We start from the raw sequence: 21,174 nt of genomic DNA, 5'->3' as shown, positions 1-21,174 counted from the left end.
CATCCCCTTCTGCATCAATTATTTTCTGATTCGTTTTAGGACAAAATACGCGCAGCCAAAATTGCAGTATTCGTAAATGTATTCGTCCAATGTGCTGATTTTCGTTTCAAAGGTTGCTTTTTGATTCTGGTCATCAAAGAAGCCTTTGAGCCGCAGCTGACTGTATCCCCAGTCCCCCACAATGTAATCATATTTATTTAATATGTCCGAATAGCGGGCTTTGAACGCTTCTTCATTAAAGCCGTTTTTAAAATCATGTACGAGTTCAAACTCGGCATTTTGAATAAGAATCATGTCTTCACCTCTTTTATCACTCTTTACTATCATAATTCATTGACTTCTGTGCATCAATTGCAAAATGAGACGCTTCGGATTGCGGAGAAGATTTTTCCCTTTTATATCCAGTTTAGCGGTTCAGACGGTCCTTATTCAAGAATGACTTTTTTTCGGCTGAAACGGCTCCATCACAAAAAACCCAAAACCTGCGGCGTTTTGGGTTTTTTCGGCTTATATTATGCTTGGGCCTGGCGCTTTTTAGACGCTTCGTTTACTTGTTCATCCGCATGATAGGAAGAACGGACAAGCGGGCCTGCTTCACAGTGGCTGAAGCCTTTTTGCATCGCGATTTCTTTCAGTTCGGCAAATTCGTCCGGATGATAATATTTTTGAACTTTTAAATGTTTTTTGGATGGCTGTAAGTATTGGCCGATCGCCATGATGTCGACATTGTTCGCAAGCAGGTCGTCCATCACTTCAATAATTTCTTCCTTCGTTTCGCCGAGACCGATCATAATGCTTGATTTCGTCGGAATGTCAGGCTGCATTTCTTTCGCACGGCGCAAGAATTCTAAAGAACGGTCATATGTTGCACGGGCGCGGACTCTCGGTGTCAGGCGGCGCACGGTTTCAATGTTGTGGTTCAGAATATCAGGACGGGTATCCATTAATGTTTTCAGGTTGTCGTAATTTCCGCCCATATCGGATGGCAGCACTTCAATCGTCGTGAACGGGCTTTTTCTGCGGATCGCCCGGACCGTTTCCGCAAAGACGCCTGCTCCGCCGTCTTTCTGATCATCACGCGCCACGGCGGTGATGACGGCGTGCTTTAAGTTCATCAGCGCAACCGAATCAGCTACGCGTTCCGGCTCCTGCAGATCCAGCTCAGTCGGCAGACCCGTTTTGACAGCGCAGAAGCGGCATGCTCTCGTACAGACGGAACCGAGAATCATGAATGTCGCCGTACGTCTGACAGCCCAGCATTCATGGATGTTCGGGCATTTTGCTTCTTCACATACGGTATGCAGATTATTTTCACGCATTAATTTTTTGAGACCCGTATAGTTTTCATTCGTGTTCAGCTTTATTTTGAGCCATTCCGGCTTTCTCAGATGCTCGTCTTTCTTTGCCATTTCCCCATCATCTCCATTATCCCTTTATTCATGTTTATGTGCGAAAAATTTCTATTTCACGATGGATATAAAACTCGCGGATTTCTATTCATAAGTCACTTTAACATAGGAAAAATTTCTCGACAAGGGAAGAGAATTACTTACATTTTCTCTGATTGTTGCCGCAAACTATTTGTATTCAATCCTGAAAGGAGATCATGTTGTGAAAGTTCTGTTATCTGCTCTTCTCCTTTTATCCGTTTTCTGTCCGGCTGCAAGCGGAAAAGAACAATCGGCTTCTGTTTACGGCGGACGGATGCAATTGTACCGCAAAGCCGAGGCGGTCACACAGATTCCTTGGTATGTGCTTGCGGCGGTTGATCAATATGAAGAAAATGTCCGCTCGAACCGAAAGGATCTGCCTGAAAAAGCGGGAATCATCAGCATTTATATTCCGGATCATTTGTGGAGCGGGCCTGAAAATCCAAATCCTAAGGACGATGCGCCCCTCAGTATTAAAGTATTTGACGGCATCGGCCTGGACGGCGACGGTGACGGAAAAGCCGAGGTAAGCAATGATGAGGATATCCTTTATACATTTGCACAGTACTTAGCGGGATTCGGAACGGATCTTGACCATATCCGCATCGGCCTCTGGAATTATTACCGCCGTGATCAGACGGTCGGCATTATCACCGAATTCATGACACTGTTTAAGACATTCGGCCGCCTTGACCTCGGAGAGCACGCCTTTCCGCTTCCCGTAAAGACGGATTACAGCTACCGCAGCACTTGGGGAGCTGCGAGGGGGTTCGGCGGGCGCCGGATTCACGAAGGAACGGATCTGTTCGCTCGTTACGGGCTCCCCGTCAGATCAACCTGCTACGGTATTGTCGAAATGAAAGGCTGGAACCGCTTCGGCGGCTGGAGAATCGGCATCAGGGATATCAATAACACGTATCACTACTTCGCTCACCTGAACGGCTTTGCAAAAGGCATTCATAAAGGCCAGATCGTCAAACCCGGTGAGGTGATCGGTTCTGTCGGAAGCTCCGGCTACGGCCCGCCCGGCACCGCGGGAAAATTTCCGCCGCATCTTCACTACGGGATGTATAAAGATAACGGCAGATCGGAATGGTCTTTTGACCCGTATCCTCATTTAAGGGCATGGGAACGAAAAGAAATCCGCAGGAAAAAGTAAACACACAGCCGCCAGAAGAGAATGCGGCTGTGTGTCTTTATTTGTCTTTCACCTTTTTTTCATTCGGCAGCTGAACGGAAGGCGTCACACCTGATCCGCCGCTTCCGTTATAAAACTGCGGCACTTCTCCTTGAATGGCTTTAATGGAGACCGGGATATTATTTGTCACGACTGATGTTTTGCTGGCAAACGGGATAATCACCTTCACTTTAATCTCCACGAAAATACTGATATCAATCAGGGCATTGTTGATGCCGTACGGCTTTATTTTTGTTTTCACGTCAGTTAACGCATCGCCGATCAAGTTAAAGCGCACGGGGATTTTCGGCCCGAGATTCCCAAGAATGCTGTTACCCGTGACCTGCCCTAAAGGGATGTTAATCATAATTGCATCGGCCGTTTTGGCGCCTTTTTCTGTTTCATGCTGCTTATTGTTCGACTCCGCTTCCTTCAGATGAGCCTGAAGCTGCTTTGTCACTTTCGCCTTCATGCTGTTGACCACTTGTGTATTAAAATCCATCGTTGTGACTTTTCCGTTTTCATCCGTTTTCATATCGACCATATCTTTCACATTGTCGCTGTGAGACATGTATTCTTCAATGGATTCTGTAATGACCTCTGTCGCCACCCGTTTTGTTTCCATTTCTCCGATGTTCATCAGCACCGGTTTAATTGAGGAGTTGATCATCCAAAGGCTGATGACCGTCGATATGATAAAAAAAGCAAACGACAGAAGAAGCACATACCGAAAAGGCAAAGGCCCTCTCTTGCGAAGAGTGCTCCGGTATCTAGGCAAGAAAAATCCCCCCTTACATATCACAATGTATGCTTGTAAGAGGGGACATAGTAATTTATTTTTACTCTTAAAAAGTCACGCTTTCCTTCATTCAAGTGCCCGCGGCAGAAATGGACCGGCGAACGAACACCTCTGACATTACGGCTGCTGCGCAAGCTTCCAGGCGAGCAGATCTCTTAAAAACTCCGGCATAAAGTATTGTTTTTCTTTCGAATCACGGATCTCAGGGAACAGCTTGCCGAGTGTGAACATGTCGAGAACGGCAACCGAGTATATCCGGTCCGGATCAAGCTCTTCTCCGTTCACTTTCACATTGATGAGGTGCGTCACCCCGTCTTCAAGAATGTCAGTCTGCACCTCTGCTCCGGCATATACCATCCTGCCCATGACTTCTCCGCGGAAGCCGAGGCCTTTAATCCGCAGCTGCTCCATTTTTTCAGAGGCAGCCTGGCTGATTGTTTCTTGAAGTTCCCTGCCTGAAAGACGCACGGCGACCGGATTGATCGGATGGGGGCAGATGCGGTGCAGATCAAGCTTTGTGACAGGCCCCTTTCTTAAAGGCCCCAAAATGACACCTGAATTCACCATGCTGACTTCACAGCCGCACCAGCTTTTCAGCGCTTCAGCTAAAAGAAGCGGAAGGGGCGATTCTTCAAACCACTTCACGCCGGCTTCTTCATTCAGATCGGCGACTTGTACGGAAAGCAGGTTTTCCGCTTCCCGTTCTTTCTCTTTCAGATAAGCCGCCGTATCTTCAGATTCACCGTGCCAATCAGCCATTTTCTGCACAGATGCCTGTTTGCTGACGATGGTTCTTGATTCGCTTTCGATCGTCAGCTCGACACAGCCGACGTAGTTCCCGTATTTCTCCGCACAGGCAAGCAGTACGCCGTTTATGTCCTGGCCGTCCTCAAGGAGGTGGTGTGTATGCGATTCAAGAATGACATCAATATCGGGGAATTTTTCCGCTGCGGCCCGGTCATCGATCAAGCCTAAATGCGAAAGCAGAATGATGATATCCGCTTTGCCCTTGATATCGTCAAGTGATTCTTGAATGCTTTTTTCCGCATCCGTCACCGTCCAGCCAAGCTTTTGATAGACGGGATAATACGGCACCGTGACGCCGAGTATGCCTGCGCTCATCCCGTTTTTCAGTGTTTTGATCACGTATGGCTCGGCCCATTCCGGCCGCTGTCCGTCCGCATCAAACAGGTTGGACACTATGACGGGAAACGCGGCATGATTATATAAATCCGCCAGTTCATCATGAGGCAGCGTAATTCCTTCATTATTCCCGACGGCGGCCGCATCAATCTCAAGACGGTTTAACAAGTCGACATTCGCTTTGCCGAAGGTCGCTTCTGTTATCATTTGAAATCGGTCCATATGGTCGCCGATGTCGAAAACGAGTGTTTCCTCCCCGTCTTTTTCATGCTCATGTTTCTTCTGCTCAATATAATGTACGATTTTCGGCCAATTTTCGAAATGGCTGTGCAAATCATTCGTATGATATAAACGGAGCTTCTCTAACATACCATCTCTCCTACCTTTTAGCTGAATATCCCTTGATAAATCAATTCACAGCCGATCAAAATCAAGACGATCCGCATGAAAAGCACGATCGTTTTCGTCTGCACCCGCTTGTTGACCCACGCGCCCATTTTACCGCCGAACCAAGCGCCCGGAATAAGACACAGCGCATACAGCCAATTGACATGGCCTTCTGCGATATGTGACACGGAACCTGTCACGGAGGATAAGAAAATAATGAGCATTGACGTCGCCACAGCCACTTTCGGCGGGAACAAAAATAACAGCATCATGGCCGGAACCATAAGAGAGCCGCCGCCAATGCCGAAGAGACCGCCCAATAAGCCGACGAAAAAGGCAATCGCGATACCGGTAAACATACGGTACGAATATGTATAAAGCTCACCTGATTCATCCTCAAATGTCCGGATCATGCCTTTATGCGCTTTATTGACCGGTTTTGCTTTCGCCTTCAGCATTAATGTAATGGAAATCAAGATCATAAAAAGTCCGAACCAGACGGAAAACGTATGTGCATTAAAGAGTTTAGACAAATACGCGCCGATGATGCTTCCCGGGCCGGAACCGATAAAAAAGATCAGCCCGCTTTTGTAATCAACGGTTTTATATTTCATATAGGCCAGAGTTGATGACAGACCCGTAAATATAATCACCAAAAGGGACGTGCCGATGGCAGTCTGCGGTGTTACGTCATGGAAAAACGGAGTCATCGTGCTTAAATAGAGCATTGCGGGCACAATAATAATTCCTCCCCCAAGCCCGATCAGGCTGCCGACCGTTCCCGCGATAAATCCTAATATAATTAAAATAAGATAAGACATGTGTCTTGAAACCTCTTTTCTAGCTGAATAGGTCAAGCTGCTTCGGAGCAAGCCCGGTATATTGTATATCTAGCATTTCAAGCATCTCAAGGCCGTTGTCGGCGGCGTCTCCGCCTGAGTTATTATTGAAGAGCACGTACAGATTGCGCGACTGCTTTTTCAGCTCCTGAAGATTGTTTTTCCAATCTTTGAGCTCCTGTTTATTATAGCGGTATAAATATCTGACCTCACGCCAGTTTTGCCCGCCGTCAGGTTTGACCCAGCCCTGCTTGTTCCGTCCGTGAAAACGGACAAGCGTTTTTTCCTCATCCGTTGCTTTCAGGACGGTCGGAATGCTGCCCTCGCCGATTTGCGGCTCGTCACATATGGTGTGAATCCAGCCTTCCGACTTCATAAAGGAAAGCGTCTGCTCGTAAAATGGCGGGGAAAACCATGACCTGTTGCGGAATTCAAGCGCACACGGGATATCACCCATCTGCTGCCTGCACCATCTCAAATATGCGACGTTTTCTTTCTTGCAGTCAAACCACGGCGGGAATTGGAACAGCACCATGGCAAGCTTTCCATGCTCTATATACGGCGTCAATGACAGCTTAAACGCTTCAAACATCTCTTCCTTCGTTTCAAAAGGAATATCGCCGCGCTGATGGCCCGTCATCCCTTGATATGCTTTGATGATAAATTGAAAAGTTTCCGGCGTCTCTTTGACCCACCTCTCGTTATTGCGGGCGGGCTGTATCGCGTAAAAGCTCGCGTCCAGCTCAACGATGGGAAAATGAGAGGAATACGCCTGCAGTTTTTGCGGGCCCGCCGTTTTAGGCGGATAGATGCTGTCATGATCCCCCCAACCCGTCAGTCCGATATAAATCACATTCCTTCACCTCTCACTCTAGTTTATCACAGGTGTTTTTCTCTTTCCGTCTCCATGTTTTGTCTGAATGCACTTTTCAGATACCGGTATTGATGTTCATTGGTGTCCGAAAATGCTTCACTTCTGGTAGAAGGGATATGCTGATAGACGACCGGCTCCGAAAACTGTCCCCTCGTGAAATCATATATCTCCCCTTCTATTCGGTTATAAAAATGCCAGCTTGTGCCGGTTTTTGTTTTGAGAATGTCACCGCCGTAAACATCTTGGATGACTAAAGCCGTCACGCCGCACTGGCCTTTGGCCGGGCATTCTTCCGTCCATTTTGTACTGGACTGCCGCGACCAGGATGCCGTTAATATGTTCAAGATTTGATCATACAATGTGTTTTACTCCTTTTTATAAAAAGATACCACGTTGATGAAATTTTAAAAACAAGCAGGGCGGAAATCAAAAAAACCCGGCGGTAAAATCCGCCGGGCTTACGAAGGAACGACCAGCGTTCCGTCAATGCCTTCTTTTGCTTTCTTCCCGTCACTGTACACGCACCGGCCTTTGCTGTATGTAGCCGAAATGCGGGAGGGAAAGGTATGTCCTTCGTAAAGGCTTAGCTTATGCTTTGCAAACATCGATTCTCTTGTGACAGTGTACGGCTCCATGCTGACGAGCACAAAATCCGCATCACACCCCTCCTCAAGCCGCCCTTTTTTCTGAAGGCCGAATCGCCGCGCAGGTGCCGCTGCTGTCCATTCAGCGATGGTTTCAAACGGAATCTGATGCTCAAGCGCGAGTTCCAGCATCCCTAATAAAGTAAACTGCCCGCCGCTGATTCCGCCCCATGATAAAAACAGATTATCCTCCCGCTTCAAGGATGGACGGCAAGGGGAATGGTCAGAGGAAACCATGTCAATGTGCCCCGCAATGAGCGCCTCGATCAGCGCTTCCTGCGACTCCCGCGGCCGGAGCGGAGGCGCGCATTTTGCGACAGAGCCCTTTTCCCGTAAATCGTCATGGCTGAACAAGACATAATGCGGGCATGTTTCGACTGAAACATCGAGCCCTTCCTGTTTCGCCTCTCTGATCAGCCGAACCGCTTTCGCCGTGCTGATATGAACAAAATGCACCGGGCACCCTGTCACCCTCGCATACTGAATGGTGCGATATACCGCTTCAGCTTCAGCTTCCTCCGGGCGGGAGGCGGCGTACGCATCCGCATCCACCTTTCCTTCATTGGCCAAAACCATCTGCAAATAACTTGTGAGCGCGTCGCTTTCCGCGTGAAGAGCGAGGATTTTCCCTGTTGCCGCGATTTCCGCCATGCCTTTGAGCAATGTCCGTTCATCAACAGAGCGGAACTCATCTGTGCCTGATCTTGATAAAAATGCTTTAAATCCGATCGCTCCCGCTTCAGCCATCGGACGGATGTCCTCGATATGGCCGGGCACCAGGCCGCCCCATAGCGCAAAATCCACGGCTGATTTTTGTCTGCCGAGTTCAGCTTTTGCGTGTAGATGCTCTGCCGTTACGGTTGACGGGATGCAATTGAGCGGCATATCAAAATAGGTAGTGCAGCCGCCTGCCGCCATCATTTGAGAGCCTGTTTCAATCCCCTCCCAGTCCTCTCTGCCCGGTTCATTGAAATGAACATGGCAGTCTATCGCACCGGGAAACACGTACTTTCCGTCTGCTTGGATGATTTCTGCCCCGCTTGTTTCAATGACAGAACCCACCTCGGCAATGATACCGTTTTGAACTGCGATATCAACTTCCTTCACACCATCTGGCGTAACTGCCTTCGCACCTTTTATCACCATATCGTAAGCCATACCGATCCCCCCATGTCAGGTTGACGATTTTTCATGTCAGTTTATGTAACACAATCCATTCTATTTTCAACAGTTTACTGCTACTATAATCGTATTACATCAGCAAAACCGCTAGAATTCCTATTGAAAATTATTCATCTTAACCAATCTTTTTATAGAAAAGGAGAATACGCTATGAATATTTTTGATGTGATGAGAATACCGGCTTTTGCAAACGCCCATTTAATCGCTGGAAAAGCAGGAGGGGAAAGAGAGGTTCAGCATGTCAATATGATGGACGCACCGGATATTGCAGACTTCCTGCACAAGAATGAATTGCTCGTCACCACCGCGTATCACCTGAAGGATCACCCGGACCAGTTATCTGAATTGATTCGGCAAATGGCAAAACGCGGCTGCGCGGGTCTCGGCATTAAAACAAAGCGCTACTTGGAGGATATCCCGCAAGAAATCATCGAACTGGCCGATTCATACGCGTTTCCGATCATTGAGCTTCCGGAACACATCCGTCTCGGCGATATTGTGAATGCAACACTCAGCCGTATTCTCGATATGCGTTCCAGCGAGCTTCAGCAAGCCATTTACGCGCACAAAAAATTCACAAACCACATTATGAGCGGCAAAGGGCTGCAATCTCTCCTCAAAAAGGTCTCAGACCTGCTTCAGATACCCGTACTGCTTCTGGACCAGCATGCCAAAATGCTGTCTGCGTCCCATCAGATCTCAATTGAGACCGAAAAGCTAAAAAGAGTCCTGAACACCGTATCCGGGCCGTTTTTCACTTGTTTTTCTGCAATCTCCGATCAGAAAACATATTCCGTCCTTCCTATTTATAATCATGAAAAAAACTGCGGCTTCCTGCTGATACCGGACATGGTGCAGGCCGGCGACAAAGGATTGATTCTCACCATAGAGCAAGCGGCCAACGTAATATCCTTTGAACTGCTGAAGGAAAATGCGCTGAAGCAATTCAGCCGGCGTGCGCGCAATGAGTTTTTCAGCAATTTTATTGAGCGCACATTTTCTTCAGATGATGAAATCAAAAACCGGGCGAAGGAATTCAAGCTGTGCTGGGATCAAAAATACATGTGCATCGCCGGCAAACTCGACCGGAATAACGATTCGATCAGCTTCACAGAAAATCAGCTCGCCTCCGACGGTGTCTTCGACTTTCTTGAAGGTGAATTATCAGCCTTCCCATTTCCACCCCACCTTTTTATAAAAGGAAATGTCGGCATTATTCTGATAGAAGCGACAGACAGCTGGAATGAAATGCACGCCTCGGTGATCAGCTTTTTAGAGCAGTTCCAAACACAGGTCAGAGCTCAATTTAAGCGGACGGTGTCCTTTGGCATCAGCAATATATGCCAAAAGCTCATTGACGTGCCCGACGCATTCACAGAGGCTTCTGATGCTCTGCACTCTGGGCATTTGTCAAGAAGCACGGAGTTTATCCAGGTGTATCACGCGAAAGATGTGCCCGAGCTTCTCCGCCTGCTTCCGGTTGAGGATTTGAAGAAGTTTTACAGCTCCACGCTTCAAAGCCTCGCTGAAAAACAGCAGGAGGATCAAAGCCTGCTTCATACCCTGTCCGTCTATTTAGAAACACACTGCCAAATCTCCGAGACGGCAAAGCGTCTGTACGTTCATCGCAATACGGTCATCTACCGCCTTGAAAAATGTGAGGATCTGCTGGGCAAAAGCTTAAAAGATCCTGAAACGACGATGCGTTTGCGGCTGGCCTTACGGATGCAGCGGCTGATCAGCTAGCATCCGTCACATAATCTTACAAACTAAATCGTTTTTCGTCACTTCCAGCAATAATGCCTGTCTTTTTCAGCTACTGTACCCAATGACACCTAAAAATCAGCACGCTATCATGTTACTAAAGTTTACATACAAGGAGGGACTATGTTGAAACAAAGATCGTTTGCGGTGTTTTCTCTTGGCCTTCAGCATGTGCTGGCCATGTATGCAGGTGCGATTTTAGTGCCCCTGCTTGTCGGCAGGGCGCTGAATGTAACCTCTGAACAGCTGTCTTACCTGTTGGCGATTGACCTGTTAACGTGCGGCATCGCGACGCTTTTGCAGACCTTGCGCGGCGCACACATCGGGATCGGGCTTCCCGTCATGCTGGGCAGTTCCTTTGTGGCCGTCACCCCGATGATCGCAATCGGCGCCAATTACGGCATTCACGCGGTTTACGGTTCCATCATCACAGCCGGTGTGTTCATCTTTTTGTTTGCGCGTTTTTTCGGCAAGCTGACCGTGTTATTCCCTCCTGTCGTAACAGGAACCGTTGTGACCTTAATCGGCCTATCACTTGTTCCGGCAGGTGTGAAAAATATGGCCGGCGGCGAAAAAATAAACGGCAGCGCCAACCCCGAATACGGTTCGCTCGAAAACCTTCTTCTCTCTGTCGGCGTTCTTGTTCTGATCTTAGTCCTCAACCGCTTTCTCAAAGGGTTTGCCCGAACGCTGTCTGTTCTGATCGGAATCGCCGCCGGAACAACGGCAGCAGCGATCATGGGCAAAGTCAGCTTTTCTGCTGCTGCTGAAGCCCCGTTCTTCCAAATCCCGAAACCGTTTTATTTTGGAGCCCCTTCATTTGAAATCGGACCAATCTTAACGATGCTGATCGTCGGAATGGTCATTATCGTCGAATCAACTGGCGTTTTCTACGCAATCGGCAAGATATGCGGCAGATCTTTAACCGAAAAAGATCTTGTCAAAGGCTACCGGGCGGAGGGAATCGCCATTCTCATCGGCGGATTGTTCAACGCCTTTCCTTATAATACCTTTGCGCAAAACGCCGGCTTATTGCAGCTCACGAAAGTGAAAACAAGAAATATCGTTGTTACAGCAGGCTGTATCCTTGTCTGTCTCGGGCTGATACCGAAGATTGCCGCCCTTGCTTCCGCCGTTCCTGCTGCTGTACTTGGCGGCGCAACCGTTGTCATGTTCGGCATGGTGATTGCCTCAGGCGTTAAAATGCTCAGCACAGCGGATCTCAAAAACCAATACCACCTCTTGACCATCGCATGCTCAATCGCACTCGGCATCGGCGCCAGCACGGTCCCCGGGATTTTTGCTGAATTCCCCGCTCCAATCAGAATTCTGGTCAGTGACGGCACCATCACCGGCAGCCTGACCGCCATCTTTTTGAATTTATTTTTCAGCCTGCGCGGCAAAAAAGAAAAAACAACACAGAAAACTGAACTTCCGGCATTAGATCATACACTCGCATTAGAAAAAGAGGTGTGAAAAAGATGAAGAAACATCAAAATGCCTTTCAGCTGGCGATACTCGGACTTCAGCATATGCTTGCCATGTATGCGGGAGCGATTCTCGTTCCGCTGATCGTCGGAGCGGCGATCGGGCTGAATGCGGGGCAGCTGACATATTTAATCGCGATCGATTTGTTCATGTGCGGGGCAGCGACTCTTTTGCAGCTGTGGAAAAATCGGTTTTTCGGCATCGGCCTCCCCGTTGTGCTCGGATGTACGTTTACCGCGGTCGGCCCGATGATTTCCATCGGCAGCACATACGGTGTCTCAGCGATCTATGGCGCCATTATCGCCGCAGGGCTGATTGTCGTCATTGCCGCGGGCTTCTTCGGAAAGCTTGTCCGTTTTTTTCCGCCTGTCGTAACCGGCTCAGTCGTCATGATCATCGGTCTCAGCCTGATCCCGACGGCAATGAATAATCTGGCCGGAGGTGAAGGAAGCAAAGACTTCGGCTCATTGGACAATGTGCTCCTCGGGTTTGGCGTCACGGCTTTTATCTTATTGCTGTTTTATTTCTTTAAAGGCTTTATCCGCTCCATTTCGGTTTTGCTCGGCCTTATCGCAGGTACAGCGGCCGCATTCTTCATGGGAAAGGTCGATTTTTCTGATGTCATGGAGGCGTCCTGGCTTCATATTCCGTCTCTGTTTTATTTCGGCATGCCGACCTTTGAGCTGCCGGCTGTTGTGACGATGCTGCTCGTTGCGATTGTCAGTCTGGTCGAATCGACAGGTGTATACTTTGCGCTTGCCGATATCACAAACCGCAGGCTGTCGGAAAAGGATCTGGAAAAGGGCTACCGGGCGGAAGGCCTTGCGATCGTGCTTGGCGGCTTATTTAACGCGTTTCCCTACACAGCTTTCTCGCAAAATGTCGGTATTGTCCAGCTGTCGAAAATGAAAAGTGTCAATGTCATCGCCGTCACGGGAATGATGCTGATGGCAATCGGCCTGGTTCCAAAAGCAGCGGCACTGACAACAGTGATTCCAACCCCCGTTCTCGGCGGCGCGATGATCGTCATGTTCGGCATGGTCATTTCTTACGGGATCAAAATGCTTTCCAGCGTTGATCTCGACTCCCAAGGCAACCTGCTGATTATTGCCGCTTCCGTCAGCTTAGGGCTCGGCGCAACGACAGTTCCCGCGTTGTTTTCATCTCTTCCGGGAGCGGCTTCAGTCTTGGCAGGAAGCGGAATTGTGATCGGCAGTTTGACGGCCATTGCATTGCACGCTTTTTTTCATACCAAACAGCCGGATCACGCTGAAATAAAAACGTAAAGGAAGATGCCAATGTTCACTATCGATGACCTGAATCAAATGGAAAGACACACACTGACAGACACGCTGGGATCTATTTTCGAACACTCTTCATGGATTGCGGAGGAAGCTGCGGAATTACGCCCGTTTTCTTCCCTTTCTGACCTTCACCGCAAAATGGCCGGCATTGTAAAAGCCGCGGACCGCCAGACGCAGCTTGATTTAATCAACAAGCATCCCAGGCTCGGAACAAAGAACATAATGAGTGATGCCTCAGTAAGCGAACAGCGAAACGCAGGGCTCAGCAAACTTGAACAAGAGGAATACGAGGAGTTTCTCAAGCTGAATGAACACTATTATGAACGCTTCGGCTTTCCTTTTATTTTAGCGGTAAAGGGAAAAACGAAACAGGACATTCACCGGGCCCTGCTGGCAAGGCTTGAGAACGAACCGGAAACGGAATTCCAGCAGTCACTGGAAGAAATTTACCGCATCGCCCGCTTTCGTCTGGCTGACATCATCACTGAAAAAGGAGAGACGCAAATGAAAAGAACCATGTCTTACGGCAAAGGAAATGTATTTGCCTACCGAACGTTTTTAAAGCCGCTCACAGGAGTAAAGCAAATCCCAGAGTCATCTTTTTCAGGGAGAGACAATACCGTTGTCGGTGTTGATGTGACATGTGAAATTGGCGGTGATGCCTTCCTGCCGTCATTTATAGACGGGGATAACACTCTCGTTGTGGCTACAGACTCAATGAAAAACTTTATTCAGCGCCATTTCGCTTCCTATGAAGGGACAACAATTGAGGGATTCTTACACGATGTGGCTCACCGATTTTTAAATACGTATTCTCATATGGACACGATTACTCTGACAGGCGAAGAGATTCCGTTTGAAGCAATGCCCGCATATGAGGCGCAAGAGCTCCGCACAAGCCGGCTCGTTTTCAGAAGATCACGCAATGAACGGGCCCGGTCTGTGCTGAAAGCGGAACGCACAGGAGAGACTATAACGATTACAGAGCAGTACAGCGAAATGATGGATCTTCAGCTCGTCAAGGTGAGCGGCAACTCCTTCGTCGGCTTTATTCGCGACGAATATACGACTCTCCCCGAAGACGGCAACCGCCCGCTGTTTGTCCATCTAAACATCGGCTGGCATTATGAACACACAAATGACGCATACGCTTCTGATCCCGCCCGCTACGTCGCCGCTGAACAAGTCCGCGACTTGGCAAGCGCCGTATTTCACGAGCTTGAAACCCCTTCAATCCAAAATTTAATCTATCATATCGGCTGCAGAATTTTAACGAGATTCCCGCAGCTCACTGGTGTCAGCTTCCAATCTCAAAATCACACATGGGACACAGTCGTGGAAGAAATCCCAGGGTCCAAAGGAAAAGTCTACACTGAACCGCGCCCGCCATTCGGTTTCCAGCGCTTTACCGTGACAAGAGAAGACGCCGAGAAAGAAAAACAGAAAGCCGATGAAGCCTTAGGGAGCCTGAAGGCCTGATGGGAAAGCTGACGACCCATATCTTAGATTTAACCTGCGGCAAACCCGCGGCGAACGTAAAAATTGAATTGAAGCGGCTGGGCGGCGGAGGCTTTAGGAAAGAGGCATACACTAACGATGACGGCAGAGTCGATGCGCCGCTTCTCGCAGGTGAAGAGCTGGTGTCCGGAGAGTATGTGATGGAGTTTCATGCAGGGGACTATTTCGCGAGTAGAAACGTGAACACAGCCGCTCAGCCGTTTTTAACCATCGTCACCGTCCGGTTTCACATTGCAGATTCAGATGCGCATTATCATATCCCGCTTTTGCTGTCGCCGTTTGGTTATCAGGTGTATAGGGGAAGTTAATTAAAAGGAAGCCCGCCGGTGAGGCGGGCTTCTCCAAAGTATGTCTTACACTCTTTTCACTTGGCACATTCACAGCTACAAGGAAAGAGATGTATTCACTGCTGTTTGTGCATGAATGAAAGCCGTATCAAATAATGGCACTTCAGAATCCTCGGCTTTTACTAATAATCCAATTTCAGTACATCCGAGAATAATCCCTTCTGCACCTCGATCCACCAAATGATTGATAATCTTCTTATACATGGTTTTAGACGACTGTTTGATTTCGCCTAAACACAGCTCCTGATAAATAATATGATTGATTACTTCTCTTTCCTCATCAGCAGGCACAATGACATTGATATTGTGAGACTCAATACGTGATTTATAAAAATCTTGTTCCATCGTATACTTCGTTCCAAGTAAACCTACTGAACGAATACCTTGTCTTGTGATTTGATCGGCAGTTGCATCTGCAATATGTAAAATAGGGATGGTGATCATTTTCTGGATATAGCCAATCACTTTATGCATAGTATTTGTACATATGACGATAAAATCTGCACCGGCTTTTTCTAATGATCTCGCAGCCTCCCCCAAAGCTGCACCCGCCTTATCCCAAGCCCCTTCAGACTGATAGTGTTCAATCTCTTTAAAATCAACACTGTACAAAACGCATTTTGCAGAATGCAGCCCTCCTAGTTTCTTTTTTATCTCCTCATTGATTATTCGATAATATTCAGCCGAAGATTCCCAGCTCATTCCGCCAATAAGGCCGATCGTTTTCATATCACCACTCCTGAATTTTTTTCAGAATATAATCAATTATTCTAAAGTATTGATTAGTCTTATACAATTATTGATTTTCAGAAAATGGCCTGCGGGGAAAATATCACGAAGTTTTTTAGATACTAAAAGTCCGCTCTTAACAGCCGAACTCCCTTTTCCCTCTGTTGAGCTCTCTTCTAATCCTCCAAGCCGACCGCATAATTCCGCCATACCCGGTACACCGGCACAAATTCCCTGCCAGCCCTTCTTCTATGTCTTCATCTGTGGGATGCGGGTTTTCTTCGAACAATGCTTTAAGCGCAATGATCATTCCCGGCGTACAGTAGCCGCATTGGAAGCCGCCTTCTTCCAGGAAAGCGGTTTGGCACATGTCTAGCTCTTCTTTTTGAAGCCCCTCGATGGTTGTGATGGAATGGCCGTCTGCTTGATAGGCCATCGTCATGCACGCATTGGCAAGCTTCCCGTCAATTAAAATGGAGCATGCTCCGCAGCGGCCAATACCGCAGGACACCTTTGTCCCGGTCAGCTGAAATTCCTTTCTAAGCAAATCACTCAGACGTGCCGTGGGAATGGCTGAAATCTCCCGCTCCTGCCCATTTACGGTCATTTGGTACTGTCCCTTTTTTACAGGAAGTGATCCAGCTTCTTTTACGTCCATTGCTTCAGCCCCTTTCTGTCTATCGCTTCAAGCAGCTCTTCTCTTGAAATCGGCAGCTTGTTTATCCAGCAGCCGACCGCATCATGGACAGCCTTTACAATAGCGGGAGTGATAGCGATCGTTCCGATTTCGCCAACTCCCCTCGGGCCATATGCGTCTCCCTTCATCAGTTCTTCTATTGCGATCACCTTCATGTTAGGAACATCTTTGACGACAGGGATTAAATAGTGATCGAGATTTTCCGCGGCATAACGGCCGTCCGTCATTTTGGCCTCCTCCATCAGCGTATAGCCGAGAGCCATGGCGGCGCCGCCTTCAATTTGGCCCCGATAACCCTGCGGACTGACAATCGGCCCTGCCGCAATAGCATGCTCACAATCTATCACTTTGACATCACCTGTTAACAGATCTACCTCCACCTCAACAGCCGCCGCTCCAAATGAGTAAAGGAAATGGCCGCCGTCCACGGGATCAGGCGTTGTCGGAAAGTCAAATGCCGTTTCCTCTGCCAAAGGGCCTTTTTCAGCCAGCTCTTTATATGTCACCATAAGCTCCTCTGTGTTTTTATCACGCAAGCCTTTAGCGCCGGGAATAAGGTTTTCCGCTGAACAGCCGCTCCATTCTGCCGCCCGTTTTTTCAAGCGAGAAAGAAACGGCTTCTTCAAACGCTGAATTGCGTGCCATACCATGCTTGTGCCGCGGGATGCCGTGGAGGAGCCTGACTTCGGCACTTTTGCGGTATCTCCGATCACAATGGAAATATCCTCTGCGGCACAGCCAAGCTCCTCTGTGACGATATGTTCAATCGCTGCCAGAATGCCCTGTCCGCATTCTTCAAATCCGAACGAAGCTGTGATTTTGCCGTCACTTGAAAGGGACAAACGGCCTCCCGCCGCATCCATTCGGCCATAGCCCAGCCCGCCGCCGTGCATCGTTATTGCCGCTCCCGTGCCGCTCCGTATATACCCGGAGTTCCGGCGTTTTCTTGTCAAAATGGGAGATTCAGAAATGGCATTCAACACCTGTGTCGCTCCGTCAGTCGGTGCAATCCGATGCTCCAGCGGCCCTAAGTCATACGGTTTTCTGATATTTTTTCTTCTCAGCTCCAACGGGTCGATACCAAGCCTATCACTGAGACGGTCGAGATGGGTTTCAAGGGCAAATGTGATTTGATTGCCGCCAAAGCCCCGGAATTCTCCCGCCACCCCGTTGTTCGTAAACACAGATATCCCTTCCGTCCGGATATTCGGAATACGGTACGGCCCCGCGGCATGCTCGACAGAAAAATCAAGAACGGCGGGCCCAAGGGTGGCGTAAGCGCCTGTGTCCGCCACAATTTTCACATCATGAGCCAAAAGCTTTCCTGTTTGATCAGCTCCCGTTTTTATTGTCACCTTCATCGGATGGCGCTTAATGCCAGAATGTACAGATTCCTTTCTCGTCTGATGGATTTTGACAGGGCGTCCGCTTTTCAGGGCCAAAAGCGCGGCATACGGCTGGATATTCAGCTCATCCTTTCCTCCGAACGAGCCGCCCATCGGACTCGACACCACCCTGATCTTCTCTTCAGGAATGTCAAAAATACGAGCAAGCTGGAAACGGTCTTTATAGCCGTGCTGTGTTCCTGCATACATCGTAAAGCCCCCATCATCCTCCGGAACGGCTGTGCCTCCTTCCGTTTCCATATACGTATGCATCTGCCGGGGCAGCTCATAGGTTTCTTCAAGGACTGTGTCACACACCCGAAACCCTTCTTCCGCATCTCCGTGTGCAAAACATGCACGGTGCAGAATGTTGCCGTCCTCGTGCAGTCTAAGCGCGTCCGGAAGAAGCGCTTTTTCCGGTGAATCAATGACCTCCAGTTCTTTATATTCAACGTGAATCAGCTCCAGCGCCGCCTCCGCGATTTCCTCCGTTTCCGCAGCCACGGCGGCAATCGCATCCCCGACATACCGTACTCTGTCCTCGCATAAAACCGGCTGATCAGGGATGACTATGCCAAATCGGTTTAATCCGGGAACATCTTTATAAGTGACGACAGCCCGCACACCTTCCATTTCTTCAGCTTTCATGGTGCAAATCGACACAATCTCCGCATGAGGATAAGCGCTTCTTAACACCTTGCCATGCAGCATTCCGCGAAAGCTGAGATCGGTCATATATTTCAGTTCCCCTGTGACCTTTTCTCTTCCATCCGGCCTGACTCTTGACGGTTTGTTGATCATCATTTATTCCCCTCCCTCAGCCATCAGCTCTGACATAATGACGTTAGCAGCCGCTTTTTTTCTGTATGCCGCTGACATAAAAGCATCTGCGGAAAATGGCAGCTCATGGATAAGCGTTTCGTACAGCTCGTGCGGATCACACCCTGACGCCATCCGCTTCGCTTCACTTTCCAGTAATCTTTCAGGTGTAATATCGGCATGGCCGGCAGCGAGACGAATGCCGCCGTCTTTCAAAAAACGTCCGGCCACAACAGCAGCCGCTCCTGTAAAAGCCTGGCGCCTCCCAAGCTTGCGGTAAAACACACGCTCTCCCTCCGCACGCGGGATGATGACACGCGTGACGATAGCAGCTCCATCGTTTTCATTTGCGAGCCAATCGCCAAGCGGCAGTCTGATCAGCTCGTTTTGATACACGACAAGCTCCGCATCAAGCACGAGCAAGAGCGGAAGCAAATCGCCGATTTTACTCGCGATGTTTCCGCCAATTGTGGCCCGGCTGCGGACACCCGGTGCGGCGACGGCGGAAGCAGCGTCGCTGAAACAGCCAAGCGCACTTTTGATGAAAGGATGCTTTCTGCATTCATTCAGTGTCGTGAGCGCTCCGATCGACACGTGGGTGTCACTGACGCTGATCCCCCTCATCTCTTCAATTCCTTCCAGACTGACAAGGTGCTGTTTCGGAAGAATTCCCTTATCCCACTGAAGCTGAAGCAGTGTGCTGCCCGATGCGGCACACACATCCGGGGCAAACTGCTCTAGAAGCGAATAGGCTTCATCGAGCGCTGCCGGTTTCCATAATTGAATGTTCATCCTCGCTTTTGGCACTTGCCCGTTCATACCATCACCCTCCTCACCATCTCATATTCCTCCGGTGTATCAATATCGTTCAGCTCCGCGTCTTCCTTTGCCTCCAAAACGGCTCCTCTTCCAAGCTGCCCGTTTTTCAGAAGTCTGCGGGCCCCTTCATCTCCCTTTAGCTTCTTTATATAAGGAAAACACGCTGCTGAGAAATAGATTGGCGGGGCAGGAGCGCCTAAAGATGAAGACACGGCAAACGACTCAGGTGCCATTGCCACAAGGGCATTGAGATGATCAACGGAAAGCTGCGGCTGGTCGGCTAACAAAATGACAACGCCGTCCGCTCCCATGCTTTCCGCTTTTCTCACCCCGCTGCTGACTGAATGCCCTTGACCTTTTTCTGCGTCTCGACAAACATGCAGATTCCAGCGTTTTCGAAAAGGCGGAGCGTGATAGGGTGCTCCCATCCATTCAAGGGAAGCATGTTTTGTCCGCTCGACGATCAGCACGTGATCAAGGCCGGACAGAAGAGCCGTTTTCAAGGAAAGCGATCCGATGGTTTCTCCTTTTAGCGGCAAAGCCAGCTTGTTTCGGCCCATCCTTTCGCTTTTGCCGGCAGCGAGAAACACGCCGATCAGATAGGGGCTTCTCATACAACCGCCAGCCGTTTTCTTGTTTGAATGATTTCGGCAACAACGCTGACGGCAATTTCCTCGGGGCCTTCCGCACCGATTGACAGCCCGACCGGACTGTAAAAGTGAGCCGGCGGCTGTTTACCGTTCAGCAGCCGCTTCGTGCGATTCGCCGAACCCAACAAACCGATATAATGAAGGTGTTGAGAAAATAAAAAGTCGATGATCGCTTGATCGTGCTGAAAATGGTGGGTTGCCACAACGGCTGCATCCTGCGGTAAAAACTGAAATTCACTGAGCATTTGTTCCGGAAAAGCGGTGATCAGCCGATCCGCTTTTGGGAATAGAGAGGATGTGCAATAAGCGGGACGCCAATCTGTCACGATCACAGAAAATCCTGTATCAGCCGCCAAATTGGCAAGCGGCACAATATCCGGTCCCGCTCCGAACAGAATGAGGCGCGGCTTCGGTTCAATCCGCTGCATAAACAGGTTGGCAGATGGATCAAAATGAGGTAAATGAAGCGCAGAAACGGTACGTTGTATGTCTTCCAGAGGCGCGCCCGGCCAATTCCCGAAATGCCCGTTTTCCGTCAGAAATAAAGAACGGGAGGAGTCAATCTGCGTAACGGCTGTTACTGCTTTGCCTGCATGAAGGCAGTCTCTCACTCTTTCATAGTGCCGTCTTTTTTCCTGAGTGATTGCTTCCGCATGAATATGAATCATGCCGTTGCACCCTGCTCCCATGCCCCAAGAAAGATCGTCCTCCGCCCGCATATCATAAGAAATCAGCGCTGACGTCAGCTGATCACCCAGCTCACTGATTCTGTGGAATAAATCTTCTTCTACACATCCGCCGCTCAGCAGGCCGACCCTTTCCCCATTTTTCTTAAAGAGCATAGAGGCGCCTGCTTTTCGATATGCGGAACCTTCTACTTGAACAATTGTCGCCAGCACAGCCTCTTCCTGATCTTCCAGGAGCGCATCTACCATCATGTGCAAATTTGCCAATGCTGTATCCCCCTCTCTCAAATTGTTGTGAGAATCAACAAGTTCAGCGTGATTTTATAGGTAACTTGTATAAAGAATAGATGATGGAAGAAAAAATGACTCATGCTTCGTCAGAAAATACAACACGGAGAAAGAAGATTTGTAAAAAGAGTCAAACGGAGAAAAACGGATTGGAGAAATAGCACATCATATGACTAAAAAAGCTTGCGGAGATTCCGCAAGCTTT

20 protein-coding genes are annotated in these 21,174 nt (G+C 49.0%); 6 read left to right on the top strand and 14 right to left on the bottom strand.

What is annotated here, in order from left to right; translation table 11 throughout:
* Positions 1 to 18 precede the first annotated feature (18 nt).
* On the bottom strand, positions 19 to 294 hold the full coding sequence (locus Y79_RS0112910; protein WP_003151928.1) for a YutD family protein: 276 nt from the start codon (positions 292 to 294) through the stop codon (positions 19 to 21).
* Positions 295 to 512: 218 nt separating this feature from the next.
* Entirely contained in the window at positions 513 to 1,409 is an 897-nt protein-coding gene (gene lipA / locus Y79_RS0112905; RefSeq protein ID WP_003151923.1) for a lipoyl synthase, read from the bottom strand.
* Between the two features lie 202 nt (positions 1,410 to 1,611).
* Here lipA and lytH point away from each other — a divergent pair, with 202 nt between their 5' ends.
* Entirely contained in the window at positions 1,612 to 2,589 is a 978-nt protein-coding gene (gene lytH, locus Y79_RS0112900) for an L-Ala--D-Glu endopeptidase (protein ID WP_016938061.1), read from the top strand.
* A 37-nt stretch (positions 2,590 to 2,626) separates the two neighbouring features.
* Here lytH and yunB read toward each other — a convergent pair whose 3' ends face one another.
* The 6 genes from yunB to Y79_RS0112870 all read right to left on the bottom strand — a co-directional run bounded on the left by yunB (position 2,627) and on the right by Y79_RS0112870 (position 8,451).
* The gene (yunB, locus tag Y79_RS0112895; RefSeq protein WP_016938060.1) at positions 2,627 to 3,385 is read right to left on the bottom strand and encodes a sporulation protein YunB; all 759 of its coding nucleotides are present in this window, start codon (positions 3,383 to 3,385) and stop codon (positions 2,627 to 2,629) included.
* A gap of 138 nt (positions 3,386 to 3,523) precedes the next feature.
* Positions 3,524 to 4,918: a bifunctional metallophosphatase/5'-nucleotidase gene (locus Y79_RS0112890; RefSeq protein ID WP_016938059.1), complete on the bottom strand. Its 1,395-nt coding sequence runs from the start codon at positions 4,916 to 4,918 to the stop codon at positions 3,524 to 3,526.
* 17 nt (positions 4,919 to 4,935) lie between these two features.
* A complete protein-coding gene (locus Y79_RS0112885) occupies positions 4,936 to 5,757 on the bottom strand; it encodes a sulfite exporter TauE/SafE family protein (protein ID WP_016938058.1) in 822 nt (273 codons plus the stop codon).
* Positions 5,758 to 5,776: 19 nt separating this feature from the next.
* Positions 5,777 to 6,628, bottom strand: a complete 852-nt coding sequence (locus Y79_RS0112880) for a DUF72 domain-containing protein (protein WP_016938057.1) — start codon at positions 6,626 to 6,628, stop codon at positions 5,777 to 5,779.
* 26 nt (positions 6,629 to 6,654) lie between these two features.
* Positions 6,655 to 7,008, bottom strand: coding sequence for a YunG family protein (locus tag Y79_RS0112875; protein ID WP_016938056.1), 354 nt, complete (start codon positions 7,006 to 7,008; stop codon positions 6,655 to 6,657).
* A gap of 99 nt (positions 7,009 to 7,107) precedes the next feature.
* Positions 7,108 to 8,451, bottom strand: a complete 1,344-nt coding sequence (locus Y79_RS0112870) for an allantoinase (RefSeq protein WP_016938055.1) — start codon at positions 8,449 to 8,451, stop codon at positions 7,108 to 7,110.
* A 174-nt stretch (positions 8,452 to 8,625) separates the two neighbouring features.
* Between Y79_RS0112870 and pucR the strand changes: the two genes are divergently transcribed.
* The 5 genes from pucR to uraH all read left to right on the top strand — a co-directional run bounded on the left by pucR (position 8,626) and on the right by uraH (position 14,857).
* Entirely contained in the window at positions 8,626 to 10,221 is a 1,596-nt protein-coding gene (gene pucR / locus Y79_RS0112865; protein WP_016938054.1) for a purine catabolism transcriptional regulator PucR, read from the top strand.
* A gap of 144 nt (positions 10,222 to 10,365) precedes the next feature.
* A complete protein-coding gene (locus Y79_RS0112860; protein ID WP_016938053.1) occupies positions 10,366 to 11,715 on the top strand; it encodes a nucleobase:cation symporter-2 family protein in 1,350 nt (449 codons plus the stop codon).
* Between the two features lie 5 nt (positions 11,716 to 11,720).
* Complete coding sequence (locus Y79_RS0112855; protein WP_016938052.1) at positions 11,721 to 13,013, top strand: nucleobase:cation symporter-2 family protein; 1,293 nt, start codon at positions 11,721 to 11,723, stop codon at positions 13,011 to 13,013.
* 12 nt (positions 13,014 to 13,025) lie between these two features.
* A complete protein-coding gene (gene pucL, locus Y79_RS0112850; RefSeq protein WP_016938051.1) occupies positions 13,026 to 14,510 on the top strand; it encodes a factor-independent urate hydroxylase in 1,485 nt (494 codons plus the stop codon).
* Positions 14,510 to 14,857: a hydroxyisourate hydrolase gene (gene uraH / locus Y79_RS0112845; protein WP_016938050.1), complete on the top strand. Its 348-nt coding sequence runs from the start codon at positions 14,510 to 14,512 to the stop codon at positions 14,855 to 14,857. Before pucL ends, uraH begins: the two co-directional genes overlap by 1 nt.
* 75 nt (positions 14,858 to 14,932) lie before the next feature.
* On the opposite strand, the gene Y79_RS0112840 is transcribed toward uraH, so the two are convergent.
* From Y79_RS0112840 to Y79_RS0112815, 6 genes are all read right to left on the bottom strand, one after another.
* Positions 14,933 to 15,625, bottom strand: a complete 693-nt coding sequence (locus tag Y79_RS0112840; protein ID WP_016938049.1) for an aspartate/glutamate racemase family protein — start codon at positions 15,623 to 15,625, stop codon at positions 14,933 to 14,935.
* Positions 15,626 to 15,761: 136 nt separating this feature from the next.
* Positions 15,762 to 16,283, bottom strand: a complete 522-nt coding sequence (pucE, locus tag Y79_RS0112835; RefSeq protein ID WP_016938048.1) for a xanthine dehydrogenase subunit E — start codon at positions 16,281 to 16,283, stop codon at positions 15,762 to 15,764.
* Positions 16,274 to 18,511 (bottom strand): xanthine dehydrogenase subunit D, encoded by a 2,238-nt coding sequence (pucD, locus tag Y79_RS0112830; RefSeq protein WP_016938047.1) that lies wholly within the window; start codon positions 18,509 to 18,511, stop codon positions 16,274 to 16,276. The genes pucE and pucD overlap by 10 nt, the downstream gene beginning before the upstream one ends.
* Positions 18,512 to 19,345 (bottom strand): xanthine dehydrogenase subunit C, encoded by an 834-nt coding sequence (gene pucC, locus Y79_RS0112825; protein ID WP_016938046.1) that lies wholly within the window; start codon positions 19,343 to 19,345, stop codon positions 18,512 to 18,514.
* Entirely contained in the window at positions 19,342 to 19,959 is a 618-nt protein-coding gene (gene pucB, locus Y79_RS0112820; protein WP_016938045.1) for a xanthine dehydrogenase accessory protein PucB, read from the bottom strand. Before pucB ends, pucC begins: the two co-directional genes overlap by 4 nt.
* Positions 19,956 to 20,948 carry an XdhC family protein gene (locus Y79_RS0112815; protein ID WP_016938044.1) on the bottom strand — a complete coding sequence of 331 codons (993 nt, stop codon included), beginning with the start codon at positions 20,946 to 20,948 and terminating at the stop codon, positions 19,956 to 19,958. Before Y79_RS0112815 ends, pucB begins: the two co-directional genes overlap by 4 nt.
* Between the last annotated feature and the right edge of the window lie 226 nt (positions 20,949 to 21,174).

The organism is Bacillus siamensis KCTC 13613, assembly GCF_000262045.1.
Taxonomy (GTDB): domain Bacteria; phylum Bacillota; class Bacilli; order Bacillales; family Bacillaceae; genus Bacillus; species Bacillus siamensis.
The sequence above is the reverse complement of the archived record's forward strand: the minus strand, read 5'-3'. Positions and strand labels throughout refer to the sequence as shown.